This is a genomic window from Streptomyces sp. NPDC048671, assembly GCF_055587045.1.
The window spans coordinates 39,472-52,102 of record NZ_JBVJHB010000029.1 but is presented as its reverse complement, the minus strand read 5'-3'; the positions used below and the strand labels follow the sequence as shown (position 1 = coordinate 52,102).

The following is a 12,631-nucleotide window of genomic DNA, read 5'->3' as shown; positions in this document are numbered from 1 at the left end:
CCTCCGATCATTCGTCCAACCGTTTCCCTCACCTGTCCATGGACCGGGCCCCGGCGAGGGGGCCAGGGTCTGACGGATGGACATCCGGACGGCAAGACGAAGGACCATCGGGGCCGTGGTGGCCGCACTCGCCGCCACTCTGCTGCCCTGGCAGAGCGCCTCGGCCGTGGACGCACCCGCGGCGGCGCCCCCGCCCGAGGTGCTGCCCTCGCTGCGGCAGTGGCAGCCCGGCGAGGGGGAGTTCACCCTCACCGACCGGGCCAGGATCGTGCTGGACGGGGTACGGGAGCAGCGCACCGCCGCCGACGCGAAGAGGTTCGCGGGCGAGCTGAACGGGCACCCCTTGGTGTCGCGGGGCCGGTCCGCGGCCCGGTCCGGGGACATCGTGCTGCGCCAGGACGCCTCCCTGAAGGGGTCGTTGGGCGCGGAGGGCTACCGGCTCGATGTCGGCGACCGGGTCACGGTCACCGCCGCGACCTCCACGGGGGTGTTCTACGGTTCGCGCACCGTCCTCCAGCTGCTGAACGACGACGGCCGCGCGGCACGGGGTTCGGCGACCGATGTGCCCGCGTACCGCGAGCGCGGGGTCGGGGTCTGCGCCTGCTACATCAACGTCTCGCTCCCCTGGTTCGAGCGGCTGATGAAGGACATGGCCTCCCAGAAGCTCAACCAGCTCTGGATCGAGGCGAAGGTCAGGAGCGACACCGACCCGGAGTCGGCGTTCTGGGGCTACTACACCAAGCCGCAGATCCGCACCCTGGTCGCGATGGCGAAGAAGTACCACATCGACCTGGTGCCGGAGATCAACTCCCCCGGCCACATGGACACCTACCTGGAGAACCACCCGGAGCTCCAGCTCAAGGACAAGGACGGCGTCGCCTCGCCGCCCCGGCTGGACATCTCGCGGCCCGAGGCACTGACGTACTACACGTCCCTGGTGGACGAGGCCCTGAAGGTGTGGGACACCCCTACCTGGCACATGGGCGCCGACGAGTACATGATCGGCTCCTCGTATCCGGACTACCCGCAGCTGCAGACCGCCGCGACCGCGAGGTTCGGCGCCTCGGCCACCCCGGACGATCTCTTTGTCGACTTCATCAACCAGGTCAACGAGCATGTGAAGGCCGGCGGCCGGTCGCTGCGGATCTGGAACGACGGACTGGTCGGCCACAACGGCATCGTGCCGCTGGACCGCGACATCGCCGTGGAGCACTGGCTGGGCGGCGGTGCCATCCAGCAGCCGTCCGAGCTGCTGGCCGAGGGCCGTCCGGTGATGAACTCCGCGTACTCCCTCTACCTGGTGCGCGGCGGCTTCACGATGGACACCCGGAAGCTGTACGAGAGCGACTGGACGCCCCTGAGCTTCGAGGGCCAGACGCTGCCCGCCACGGCGGCGAACCTGACCGGCGCGAAGATCAGCCTCTGGCCGGACAGCGCGGCGGCCGAGACCGAGAACGAGGTCGAGGCGGAGGTCTTCATGCCGCTGCGCTTCATCGCGCAGGCCACCTGGGGCGGCCCGAAGCCCAGTGAGACGTACGCCGGTTTCGAGGCCCTGGCCCGGCGGATCGGTCACGCGCCCGGCTGGGAGAACACCGACCGCACCCCGCTCGCCGACGGCACGTACCGGCTTGACGCCGGCGCGAAGTCGCTCGCGCCCGGCGCGGACTCCGGGGTGTCCCTGACCCGTGGCGCGGCGGACGGCTGGACGCTGACGGCGACCGACGACGGGTACTACACGGTCCGCTCGGCCTCCAGCGGCCAGTGCCTGGACGTGGTGCGCGGGAAGAAGTACCTGGGCGCCCCGCTGGAGGTGGGGGCCGAGCTGTCGCTCGGCACCTGCGCGGCGGGCGCGCGCACCCAGCGCTGGCAGCTGGACGCCGGGGCCGGTGCGCTGGTCCTGCGCAACGCCGTCTCGCAGCTGCGGCTGACGGAGCGGGCCGCGGACGGCGCCGCGGTGCAGACGACGGGCGGGACGCGCCTGACGGCGAGGTCCGCCTGACGCATACCTGTGGGGCCCGCCGGTGCGGCGGGCCCCACAGGTGTGCCGGAGGTCAGATACCGCAGTTGGGCGCCGACCAGAAGTGGCTCGGCCCCTGGTTCACGTGGATGTGGTCGCCGTGGTCCGGGTAGCCCGGTCCGAGGATCCCGTTGAACCCGTGGTTACGGGCCTGCTGGGCGATGGTGCACAGCGGGAGTCCGCCCAGGTCGGCCGCGTCGCCGTACAGATGGCGGCTGCCGGCCGCGCCGCCGACCGCGCTGTTGCAGGGCGTGGAGCGGAAGCCGCTGTTGATCCGGATGGGGTGGTCACCGAGCGCGTGGCGCAGCGCCTCCAGCTTCCACATGGTGCTCAGCGCGTTGGCTTTCGCGGTGCCCGCCGCGACGGCACCGCCCGCCCAGGTGCTGTTGCAGGTGTTGTGCTCGGCGTAGGTGAAGTGGACGGGTGTGCAGTCGTTGTCCTGGAGTGCGTAGAGCTTGGCCTGGGTGGCGGGGCCGGCGACTCCGTCGGCGGCCAGTCCGTAGGCGGCCTGGAAGCGCTTGACGGCGGCCGTGGTGGCCGGTCCGTAGGAGCCGTCGACGGCGAGTACGGAGTTGTATCCGGGGTATCCGGCGACCCTGATCTGGAGCTGGACGACATCGTTGCCGGTGGCGCCGGAGGACAGGGTGCGGGTCCAGGTGTAGCAGCCGTCGGCCTGGGCGGTGCCGGCTGTGACGACGGCCCCGCCCAACGCGAAAGCCATGGTCATGACAAGGCCGAGCAGAAGTCTCGCTGAACGTCTGAGCATGGGGGGCTCCCTATCACGACGAAGGTGTGGACAGAGAGACTGTCGGACGAGTCGACGCGCGTCAACTATCCACAGGAGAAGGTTGGTTGACGTCCGGGCGACGCGGCGGGGGCCCTGCCCGGCGTACCGGTGCAGGGCCCCCGCGCGGCCGCGCGCTCAGCCGGTTCAGCCGTTGGGCACGATCTCGTAGCGCGGGGTGTTCTCCTCCATCTGCCGGAGCGCGTCCTTGCGGTCGCGCTTGGAGAGCCGGTCGATGTACAGGTAGCCGTACAGGTGGTCCGTCTCGTGCTGGAGGCAGCGGGCGAAGTAGCCGTTGCCCCGCACCCTGACCGGGTTGCCCTTCGCGTCCTGTCCGCGCACCACCGCGTAGTCCGGGCGGGCCAGCGAGGCGTACGCCGTCGGGACCGAGAGACAGCCCTCGTTGGCGTCGTCCAGGACGCGCTCCTCGGGCGGCAGCTCGTCGAGCACCGGGTTGCAGATGACGCCGGTGTGCCGCACCCCGTCGTCGTCCGGGCAGTCGTAGACGAAGACCTTGAGGTCCACCCCGATCTGGTTGGCGGCCAGGCCCACGCCCTCCGCCGTCCGCTGGCTGGCGAACATGTCGTCGATCAGCGTGGCCAGCTTGTCGTCGAACGCCGTGACGTCCTTGCACTCCTTGTGCAGGACAGGGTTGCCCACGACCGTGATCGGGTGCGAGGTGCCGCGCTCGCGGTATGCCGCCTCACGCGCCTCACAGTCCTCGGTGTCGACGAGGAAACCCTCGTCGTCGACGCTGATCTGCTCGTCCGTCTCCTGCTGCGCCATGTCCGCCGTACGCCTTCCTCACAACGTGAAACCCGGGGTCCGCCGTTCGCGAGAACCCGGGCGCCCGAGCACCGGAATCGGTGCGCGTACAGCCTAACGACCTGATCCGCCCCCTATCGTGCACCAGGTCGTAAGGGCACAGGTCAGCAGACTTCTTCGAGATCCCGCCATTCACGGCTGTCCGGGCTGTCCGCCACCCAGCCGTCCAGCAGGCCGCGCACCAGCCCGGCGGGCGCCGCCAGTCCGCACTCACGCTCCGGCACCCACAGCTCACCGGCGGTGCGGTGCCCCAGCGGTCCGGGGTGGCCCGGCTCACTGTGATCGTGCGGGTCGAGGTGCTCGCCGTCGCCCTCGTCGCTCTCCATCCGGCTCTCCGAGCAGGCCCGGCAGAGCAGCCGCACGGACGAGGACCAGTCCTCGGCGGCGAAACCGGCATCCGACGCCAGCTGCTCCAGGGCGTCCCGGTCCGCCTCGGTGGCGGCTTCGAGAAGCACCACCCAGGTCGGCACGGGAGACGGCGCCCACAGCTCGATCTCGTCGAAGACGGGGTACGAGGGCCCGGCCGCGGTGATCCGCTCGCCGTTCGGCACCCCGTCGTGCAGCACGACCTCGCCCCAGCGCCGCCCGGAGGACGGCAGCGGGATCGACAGCACTTCCATCCGCGCCGGGTCCAGCCGGCGGCCCCACACGACCTCGGCCTCGCCCTCGGGCGACAGCCGTACGGCCGCGCTGCCCAGCTCCATGCCGACCGGCTCGCTGTTGGAGGCCGGGGTCTGCTGCCCGCCGCCGGGCACCTTCAGCCCGTACGCCTGCCAGGCCCGGCGCGCCAGCGGCCAGTCCTGCAGCGCGGTGGCGGCGATCCCGACGTTCCACCAGTCGGGGGCGCCGGACTCCTTGTCGAGCAGCGCGACGGCCCGCAGGCCGGCGGCCCGCGCCTGCTCCCAGTCATGCCGGAACTTGTGCAGCAGCGCCAGGTTGAACCATGACTCGGAGAGCCAGGGCTCCAGGTCCGCCGCACGCGTCAGCAATGCGCCCGCGTCCTCGTACCGGCCGTCGCCGATCAGCGTGAACGCGCGGTCCGTGGCCTGCCGCCAAGAGGCGGAGGGCCGATGCCGTACCTTCCCGAAGATCCTCACGATTCCCGCCTGTCCCCACTGGACACCCTCGTTTTTCGCTCTCCTTCGCATCCAACCATGCCCGGCCGGACGCCCGCTCATTACCCATGGGTTACCCAGGTGGGACGGGGGTCAGACCGCCCCTGGCCAGAACCCGGGCGAGCGATTCCACCACCTGCGGCTGGTAGTCGTGGCCGGTCCCGAGCCTGAGCTGTTCCAGCGCGCCGAGCGGCCCGCCGATACTTTCCCCGCACAGGTCGTCGTATGCGTTGACCGCCCTGACGATCCTGGCGGACAGCGGCTGCTCGCGGTAGGGGTCCGCCTGCCGTTCCACCACGACGGCGACCTTCGCGTCGACCCCGGTCTGGCGGACCACGGCCCCGCCGAGCAGGGCGATCCGGCGCTGCTCGGCGGCGGGCAGTGTGGCGGTGGCCCCCTCCCTGACCGGGTCGACGAGCGAGAGCTGGCCGATGTCGTGCATCAGGGCCGCGTACTCCAGGACCGTGAGCTCGGGCCCGGAGAGCCCCAGCTCACGGCCGACGGCCGTGCAGAGCTCCGCCACCCGGCGGGCGTGGCCGTGCGGGGTGTATCCGGCGATCTCGGTGGAACGGGCGAGCGAGGCGATGGTCTGCCGGTAGGTGGTGCGCACGGCGACGAAGCGGCGGAACGACACCTGGGTGAGCAGCAGCGGTACGCACAGCACGGGCAGCGCCCACAGCCCGGCCGCGGCGACCCCGAGCGCCATCACCGCGCCCGTCGCGCAGACCGCCGATCCGATGCCGGTCAGGGCCCGCAGCTCCTCGCGGAGCAGCGGGCCGTACGGGACAGGGGTGCCGGCCCGCAGCAGCAGGGCGCCCAGGACGGCGTCGCACAGCGCGGTGAGGCCGAGCAGCAGGAGCAGGAACGCCGCGTAGTACGGCCCGTCGCCGAACCAGCTCTCGGACCGGCCGGAGTTGTAGAGCGGCTGGAAGCACACGGCCGCGAAGGCGACGGTCAGGATGCGGCGGGCCAGCTGGTCCGGGCCGGGCCCGCTGCCGCGTGCGACATGGGGCACGGAGGCGACGAGCTGGGCCGCGACGAGCACGGCGATCACCTGGAGCACGCCCTGGCCGGTGGGCTCCCCGCCGCTGCGGCCGAGCAGGGCGTACGCGAGTGCCCCGGCGGCGCCGAGCGGTGCGGGCTCCCGTTCCCCGGGGAGGGCGCCCCAGCGGGCCAGCTCGCCGATCGTGATGAGCACTCCGAAGGCGAGGGCGTGGCCGGGGTCGTGGACCCCGAGCCAGAGGGTGTGCCCGAGCGCGGCGGCGGTGAGCGCGAGGGCGGCGCCGCGCACGACCGGGGTGGCGCTCACCGCTCGGACAGCCGGGAGGGCGGGGGCGGCACACCGGAACCGAGCCCGCCGCCCGACGACGGCGGCGGAGCGCCAAAATCAAGCCCGTCCGGCGATTGAGGACGCACCGGCCCCCGGCCGGGCCCGGCACCCGCTCCACCGTCCCGCGACACCGGCACCCGCACCTCGTCCGCCGTCACCGCCGACGCCGCCCCCGACCACCCGTGCCGCTCCAGGCCGCGCGCCAGCGCCCGTACCATCTGCGGATCGAACTGGGTGCCGGCACACCGCTTGAGCTCCTCCACGGCGAGCGGCACCGGCCGCCCCGGCCGGTAGGACCGGGTCGAGGTCATCGCGTCGAAGGCGTCGGCGACGGCGACCACGCGGGCGAACTCGGGGATCTCGCGGCCGGCCAGCCCGTACGGGTAGCCGCTGCCGTCGAGCCGTTCGTGGTGGTGCAGGATCGCGGCCCGCGCCTCACCGAGGAAGCCGATGCCCCGGACGATCTCGTGCCCGTACTCCGGGTGCAGCTCGATCACCCGCCGTTCCTCCGGTGTCAGCGGCCCGTCCTTGCGCAGCACCCGGGTCGGCACGCCGAGCTTGCCGACGTCGTGCAGGATGCCGGCGAACCGGAGCACTTCGACGCGGTCCCGCGCCATGCCCAGCTCATCCGCGATCAGCACGGAGGCGCGCCCCACCCGCTCGCTGTGGCCCCGGGTGTAGGTGTCCTTGATGTCGACGGCCTGCACCAGGGCCCTGATCGTGGCGCGATGCGCGGCGTGCTCGCGGTGGTACTGGGCGAAGACCCAGCAGGAGATGTACATCGGCAGCAGGACGAAGAGCGCGGCCAGCGGCCCGTACGAGCTGTTCCACAGGACCGCCATCATCAGTCCGGCGAGGCCGTGCACGAGGTGCGGGCCGAGCGAGCGCGGCAGCAGCCCGCTCCAGGCGCGCCGGACGGGCAGCTGCTCGGCGGCGGCCAGGATCGAGCCGTCCAGCGCGGTCAGCACGAGGCTGAAGGCCAGTGCGGCGGCGCATGCGGGCAGAGCCGCGTACGGGAGGTCGGGCAGCCGGCCTGGTCCGGAGCCGCCGAGCGCGGCGGGACCGCCGAGCAGGACGTGGACGCGGGAGGCCACCCAGACGGCGAGGACCAGCTGTGCCGCCCGCCAGACGCGGCGGGCGGCGGCCGGGGGTTTCTCCACCCGGCCGACGAGTGAGCCGGGTATCGCGACCAGTGCCGCGGCGGACGGCGGCAGCAGGAAGGCGGCGGCGAGCAGCAGCGGAAAGAACGATCCGGCACTGACCGGCACGGAGCCGCGGAAGAAGGGGGAGCGGCCGGGAAGTTCACAGGCCAGATAGAGCCCGCTGAGCAGTGCGAGGGTGGTCCACGGGGTGCCCGCGCCGGGACGCAGCGCGGGCAGTACGCACAGACCCGCGCAGAGCGCGACGGCCAGGATGTACGCCCGCGCCGCGCCGCGTGTGGCTCTCACCCGTTCCGCCCGCCCCCCAGCATCGCCAATGGAGGCGCCAGGCTAGCGAGTTGGGCGTCCCGGCTGAGTGCCGACGGCCGCGATTAGCACGTTCGGGTGATGCGTCAGTCCTTGGCGGCGGCCGGCAGACCGGTGTCGGAGACCGTCACGTCCTGCTCGGGCACCGCCTGGCCGGAGCGGATCAGGTCGATCCGCCCCATCACCTTGGAGCGCAGGTCGGCCGGCACGTCGTCCTGACCGCAGCAGCGCTTGACCAGCTTCTTCACGGCCTGCTCCAACCCGTACTTCTCCAGGCAGGGGGAGCACTCACCGAAGTGCGCCTCGAACTTGGTGCAGTCGCTGTCGGGCATCTCCCGGTCGAGAAACTCGTAGAGGTGGTCAAGGACCTCTGAGCAATCCGTCTCATGCGGCTCTCCGCAGCTCATGAGCCCGAGCCTTTCCGATCGTCCGACTCACCGGCACCCGCCGGGACGAGCCCGCGGTCACGGGCGTAGTCCTCCAGCATGCCGCGCAGTTGACGGCGGCCCCGGTGCAGTCGGGACATCACCGTACCGATGGGAGTCCCCATGATGTCCGCGATCTCCTTGTAGGCAAAGCCCTCTACATCGGCAAGATAAACCGCGATGCGGAACTCTTCGGGAATCGCCTGCAGCGCGGACTTCACATCGGAGTCGGGCAGGTGGTCCAGGGCCTGGGACTCGGCGGAGCGCAGACCGGTCGACATGTGCGACTCGGCGCGGGCCAGCTGCCAGTCCTCGATCTCCTCGGCGGCACTGCGCTGGGGTTCGCGCTGCTTCTTGCGGTACGAGTTGATGAACGTGTTGGTGAGGATGCGGTACATCCACGCCTTGAGGTTGGTGCCCTCACGGAACTGGTGGAAGGAGCCGTACGCCTTGGCGTACGTCTCCTGGACCAGGTCCTCGGCATCCGCGGGGTTGCGCGTCATGCGCAGCGCGGCCGAGTACATCTGGTCGAGGAAACCGAGGGCATCGCGCTCGAAGCGCGCGTTGCGCTCGGCGGTCGTCTCCTGCGGGCGGCCGTCGTCGGTCCCTGTGTCGGTCCCAGTGACCGGACCCACCTCCTCCAACGCTGTGGCGGAGCCGAAACCGGACCCGCTCGAATCGGAGAATAGTCGACCTTGGTCCGGCGCGGGCTGTCGATCCGATCCGCTCAGTGCCCGCTCGGGGGTGGTCTTGGCCGCATGCAGCACTGTCCACTCCAGGTCAGCGGCGTTCGAGCGACGCGGGCAGATGGTCGAACCCATGCGACGGACTCCCTCTCCACATACGACGTTGGTGTACCGACATCCGACACAACAGTGGCCCCCTGCCCAACATTCCCGGGGCGTACGTCACACGATTCCGGCCAGCCATCCGGACACGGCCGAGGTGAGGATCTCCATCGCCTGATCCTCGGTCACCCCCGACCGCTTCGGGACGGCGAAGCCGTGGTCCCCGTGCGGCACCTCGGCGATCCGGTACTGCCCCGGGGGGAATTCGGCGGGCCTGCCGAACGGGTCGTTGCCGCCCTGGACCACGAGGGTGGGCACGCCGGAGGCCAGCAACTCGTCCTTGCGGGACTTCTCCGGCCGGCCCGGCGGGTGCAGCGGGAAGCTGAGCGCGAGGACCGCACGGGCGCCGAGTCCGGACGCGGTGCGGCAGGCGACCCGGGCCCCGGCGCTGCGCCCCGCGGCGACGACCGGGAGCCCGGAAGCAGCCAGAACCGGCCACAGCCCGCGCCAGCCGGTGTCCAGGGTCTTGGGGGCGGGGGCGAGCTTCTTCCCGGCGACCCGCCAGGGCTGCTCCACCAGAGCGACGCTCACCCCGTGCGCGGGCAGTGCGGCGGCCAGCGCCCGCAGGTCCCGGGCCTCGATTCCGCCGCCCGCGCCGTGGCCGAGGGCGAGCAGGAGGCGGGGTTCACGGGCGGGCCGCCAGGTGATCCGGGCGGTCCCGGCCTCGGTGTCGACGGTTTCGGTGCGTGGGGCTGACCCGGTGGCTTTCACGGGCTCATCCAACCAAGTCCGGCGCGGCCGGCGCCGGTGCGACCCGGGTCCCGTGTCCCGTGTCCCGTGTCCAGCCTCCCGTCTCCCGTCTCCCGTCTCCCGGAAGAGCGTTCAGAAGAGCGTGCCGACCTCGGGCGCGGCGAGTTCGTCCAGCAGCTCGGGGCCGTTGTTGCGGACGTTGCTGACGGCGGTGGCCACCGGATAGGCCCGCATCAGCCCGCCGGGCGGCGGTGCGAGCAGTCCCCGCAGCTCCTCGACGCCGGTGTGCGAGGGGTCAAGCCAGTCGTCCCAGCGGTCCGGGGTGAGCATCAGCGGCATCCGGGGGTGGATGTCGGCGAGCGCGGTGGGGCCCTCGGCCGGGGCGACTGCGAGCGGGCTCGTCTCCGCCTCGGTCGTGATCACCGAGCAGGTCACCCACCAGGCCTGCGGATGGTCGTCGGGCAGGGTCCGGTCGCGCCAGAACTCGTAGAGACCGGCCATGGCGAAGACCGATCCGTCGGCGGGGGTCACGAAGTACGGCTGCTTGCGGGGCCGCTTCCTGCGCCCCTTCTCCTCCAGCTGCCGTTCCTCGCTGCCGGTCACCCACTCGTAATAGCCGTCGGCCGGCAGGATGCACCGCCGCGAGACGAAGGGGCGGCGGAAGGACGGCTTCTCGTGCACCGTCTCGGCGCGGGCGTTGATCATCCGGGCGGCGCCCTCCGGCGATGTGGCCCAGGAGGGGACGAGCCCCCATTTCAGTGCGCGCAACTGGCGAACCGGACGCTGGTCATCCGCGTCTTTCACCGGACGTTCCAGTACGGCGTAGACCTCCTTGGTCGGCGCCACGTTGTAATCGGGCTCCAGCGTCTCGGCCGGTTCCCACTTCTCCACCTGGAAGAGTCCGGTCAGATCCTCGGGCCGCCGACTCGCTGCATACCGTCCGCACATAGCTGCCAGACTGCCACGACCGTCATCCCGACCGGACGTCAATACCGCAAGGAGCCGCCCGCGCCATGGACAGCACCGATCTCGGCAATCTGTGGGACCGCGTCTTCGGCACCCAGCCGGCCCCCGAGCAGTGGCTGGTCGTGGTGACCGCCACGGCCGCGCTCATCGCCGTCGTGCCCAATCTCATATGGCGGCTGACCCGCAACGCGATCACCATCGCCCACGAGGGCGGTCACGGACTGATCGCCCTGCTCACCGGACGGCAGCTCTCGGGCATCCGGCTGCACTCGGACACCAGCGGACTGACGGTGAGCCGCGGCAAGCCGACCGGCATCGGCATGGTCCTCACCGCGGCGGCGGGCTACACCGCACCGCCGCTGCTGGGCCTCGGCGGCGCGTGGCTGCTGGTCAACGGCCGGATCACGCTGCTGCTCTGGCTGGCGACGGCGCTGCTCGCGGTGATGCTGGTGATGATCCGCAATGTGTACGGGGCGCTGACGGTGATCTTCACCGGTTCGCTCTTCCTGCTGATGTCGTGGCTGGCCTCACCCGCCTGGCAGTCGCTGTTCGCGTACAGCGCGGTCTGGTTCCTGCTGCTGGGCGGTGTGCGTCCGGCGTTCGAGCTCCAGTCCAAGCGGCGGCACGGCGGGGCGCCGGACTCGGACGCGGACCAGCTGTCGCGGCTGACGGACGTACCGGCCGCGCTGTGGCTGTTCCTGTTCCACGCCGTGTCGCTCTGCTCGCTGATCGGCGGCGGGCGCTGGCTGCTGGGCCTGTGACCTCGCTTCCCTCACCGTCCCGCGGCGCCGCCCCCTCAGTGCCGGTCGGTCTAAAGTGAGCCCATGACCGAAAGTTCCGTGCACCCCGCCCTCTGGCCCGCCCCTCACGCGAGCGGAGCCGTCGACGCGACCGTCACCGTGCCCGGATCGAAGTCGGTCACCAATCGCGCGCTGGTGCTGGCCGCGCTCTCCTCGGAGCCCGGCTGGCTGCGCCGGCCGCTGCGCTCCCGCGACACCCTGCTGATGGCTGACGCGCTGCGCGCGATGGGCGTCGGCATCGAGGAGACGGTGTCCTCCAGCTCCTCGGTCGCGGGCGGCCCGGACGGCTCCGGCGAGGCCTGGCGGGTCATCCCGGCCGGTCTGCACGGCCCGGTGACCATCGATGTCGGCAACGCCGGCACGGTCATGCGCTTCCTGCCCCCGGTGGCGACGCTCGCCGACGGCCCGGTCCACTTCGACGGCGACCCGCGCTCCTACGAGCGCCCGCTGACCGGGGTGATCGACGCCCTGCGGGTGCTCGGCGCCCGGGTCGACGACGACGGCCGCGGCTCGCTGCCGATGACCGTGCACGGCGGCGGCGCGCTGGACGGCGGCCCGGTCGCGATCGACGCGTCCTCGTCGTCCCAGTTCGTCTCGGCGCTGCTGCTGTCGGCGCCGCGCTTCAACCAGGGCGTGGAGGTACGTCACACCGGCACCCGGCTCCCGTCCATGCCGCACATCCGGATGACCGTCGACATGCTGCGGGCCGTCGGCGCCCAGGTCGACGAGCCGGAGACGGGCGGCGAGCCGAACGTCTGGCGGGTCTCCCCCTCCGCGCTGCTCGGCCGCGACCTGACCATCGAGCCGGACCTCTCCAACGCCCAGCCGTTCCTGGCCGCGGCGCTGGTCACCGGCGGCCGGGTCACCGTGCCCGACTGGCCGCTGCACACCACTCAGCCGGGTGACGCGCTGCGCGACATCTTCACCGCCATGGGCGGCAGCTGCGAGCTGACCGAGCACGGGCTCACCTTCACCGGCTCCGGCCGCATCCACGGCATCGACGTCGACCTCGGCGAGGTCGGCGAGCTGACGCCGGGCATCGCGGCGGTCGCGGCCCTGGCCGACTCCCCCTCCACTCTGAGCGGCGTGGCCCATCTGCGGCTGCACGAGACGGACCGGCTGGCGGCACTCACCAAGGAGATCAACGAGCTGGGCGGCGACGTCACCGAGACCGCCGACGGCCTCCACATCCGGCCGCGACCGCTGCACGGCGGTACCTTCCATACATACGACGACCACCGGATGGCCACCGCCGGGTCGGTCATCGGCCTCGCCGTCCCCGGAGTGGAGATCGAGAACGTGGCGACCACCGCCAAGACCCTGCCGGACTTCCCGCAGATGTGGACCCGAATGCTCGGGACCTGA

General features: G+C 71.9%; 12 protein-coding genes. 3 read left to right on the top strand and 9 right to left on the bottom strand.

Translation table 11 applies throughout. From position 1 onward, the window contains the following. Window positions 1-115: 115 nt before the first annotated feature. On the top strand, window positions 116-1,999 hold the full coding sequence (locus tag ACZ6S6_RS36745; protein WP_469709367.1) for a family 20 glycosylhydrolase: 1,884 nt from the start codon (window positions 116-118) through the stop codon (window positions 1,997-1,999). Between the two features lie 52 nt (window positions 2,000-2,051). On the opposite strand, the gene ACZ6S6_RS36740 is transcribed toward ACZ6S6_RS36745, so the two are convergent. From ACZ6S6_RS36740 to ACZ6S6_RS36700, 9 genes are all read right to left on the bottom strand, one after another. Next, complete coding sequence (locus tag ACZ6S6_RS36740; protein ID WP_362957330.1) at window positions 2,052-2,783, bottom strand: D-Ala-D-Ala carboxypeptidase family metallohydrolase; 732 nt, start codon at window positions 2,781-2,783, stop codon at window positions 2,052-2,054. Window positions 2,784-2,948: 165 nt separating this feature from the next. Beyond that, the gene (def, locus tag ACZ6S6_RS36735; protein ID WP_362957333.1) at window positions 2,949-3,587 is read right to left on the bottom strand and encodes a peptide deformylase; all 639 of its coding nucleotides are present in this window, start codon (window positions 3,585-3,587) and stop codon (window positions 2,949-2,951) included. Between the two features lie 143 nt (window positions 3,588-3,730). Beyond that, window positions 3,731-4,723, bottom strand: coding sequence for a tetratricopeptide repeat protein (locus ACZ6S6_RS36730; protein WP_250967742.1), 993 nt, complete (start codon window positions 4,721-4,723; stop codon window positions 3,731-3,733). 91 nt (window positions 4,724-4,814) lie between these two features. Next, window positions 4,815-6,050 carry an HD-GYP domain-containing protein gene (locus tag ACZ6S6_RS36725; protein ID WP_362957336.1) on the bottom strand — a complete coding sequence of 412 codons (1,236 nt, stop codon included), beginning with the start codon at window positions 6,048-6,050 and terminating at the stop codon, window positions 4,815-4,817. Further along, entirely contained in the window at window positions 6,047-7,519 is a 1,473-nt protein-coding gene (locus ACZ6S6_RS36720; RefSeq protein ID WP_469709366.1) for an HD-GYP domain-containing protein, read from the bottom strand. The genes ACZ6S6_RS36725 and ACZ6S6_RS36720 overlap by 4 nt, the downstream gene beginning before the upstream one ends. 104 nt (window positions 7,520-7,623) lie before the next feature. Further along, the gene (gene rsrA / locus ACZ6S6_RS36715; RefSeq protein WP_362957342.1) at window positions 7,624-7,944 is read right to left on the bottom strand and encodes a mycothiol system anti-sigma-R factor; all 321 of its coding nucleotides are present in this window, start codon (window positions 7,942-7,944) and stop codon (window positions 7,624-7,626) included. After that, window positions 7,941-8,597, bottom strand: a complete 657-nt coding sequence (locus tag ACZ6S6_RS36710; RefSeq protein WP_018105559.1) for a sigma-70 family RNA polymerase sigma factor — start codon at window positions 8,595-8,597, stop codon at window positions 7,941-7,943. The genes rsrA and ACZ6S6_RS36710 overlap by 4 nt, the downstream gene beginning before the upstream one ends. Window positions 8,598-8,870: 273 nt before the next feature. Further along, window positions 8,871-9,521 carry an alpha/beta hydrolase family protein gene (locus ACZ6S6_RS36705; protein WP_469709365.1) on the bottom strand — a complete coding sequence of 217 codons (651 nt, stop codon included), beginning with the start codon at window positions 9,519-9,521 and terminating at the stop codon, window positions 8,871-8,873. A 111-nt stretch (window positions 9,522-9,632) separates the two neighbouring features. Next, complete coding sequence (locus ACZ6S6_RS36700) at window positions 9,633-10,448, bottom strand: SOS response-associated peptidase (protein WP_469709364.1); 816 nt, start codon at window positions 10,446-10,448, stop codon at window positions 9,633-9,635. A 65-nt stretch (window positions 10,449-10,513) separates the two neighbouring features. Here ACZ6S6_RS36700 and ACZ6S6_RS36695 point away from each other — a divergent pair, with 65 nt between their 5' ends. Then, a complete protein-coding gene (locus ACZ6S6_RS36695; RefSeq protein ID WP_362957350.1) occupies window positions 10,514-11,227 on the top strand; it encodes a M50 family metallopeptidase in 714 nt (237 codons plus the stop codon). Window positions 11,228-11,290: 63 nt separating this feature from the next. Then, window positions 11,291-12,631, top strand: a complete 1,341-nt coding sequence (gene aroA, locus ACZ6S6_RS36690; protein WP_362957353.1) for a 3-phosphoshikimate 1-carboxyvinyltransferase — start codon at window positions 11,291-11,293, stop codon at window positions 12,629-12,631.

What these genes read in the sequence shown, in the direction of transcription:
- ACZ6S6_RS36695 (WP_362957350.1), top strand. Translation starts at nt 10,514, where the DNA reads ATGGACAGCACCGATCTCGGCAATCTGTGGGACCGCGTCTTCGGCACC.
- ACZ6S6_RS36740 (WP_362957330.1), bottom strand. Translation starts at nt 2,783, where the DNA reads ATGCTCAGACGTTCAGCGAGACTTCTGCTCGGCCTTGTCATGACCATG.
- def (WP_362957333.1), bottom strand. Translation starts at nt 3,587, where the DNA reads ATGGCGCAGCAGGAGACGGACGAGCAGATCAGCGTCGACGACGAGGGT.
- aroA (WP_362957353.1), top strand. Translation starts at nt 11,291, where the DNA reads ATGACCGAAAGTTCCGTGCACCCCGCCCTCTGGCCCGCCCCTCACGCG.
- rsrA (WP_362957342.1), bottom strand. Translation starts at nt 7,944, where the DNA reads ATGAGCTGCGGAGAGCCGCATGAGACGGATTGCTCAGAGGTCCTTGAC.
- ACZ6S6_RS36700 (WP_469709364.1), bottom strand. Translation starts at nt 10,448, where the DNA reads ATGTGCGGACGGTATGCAGCGAGTCGGCGGCCCGAGGATCTGACCGGA.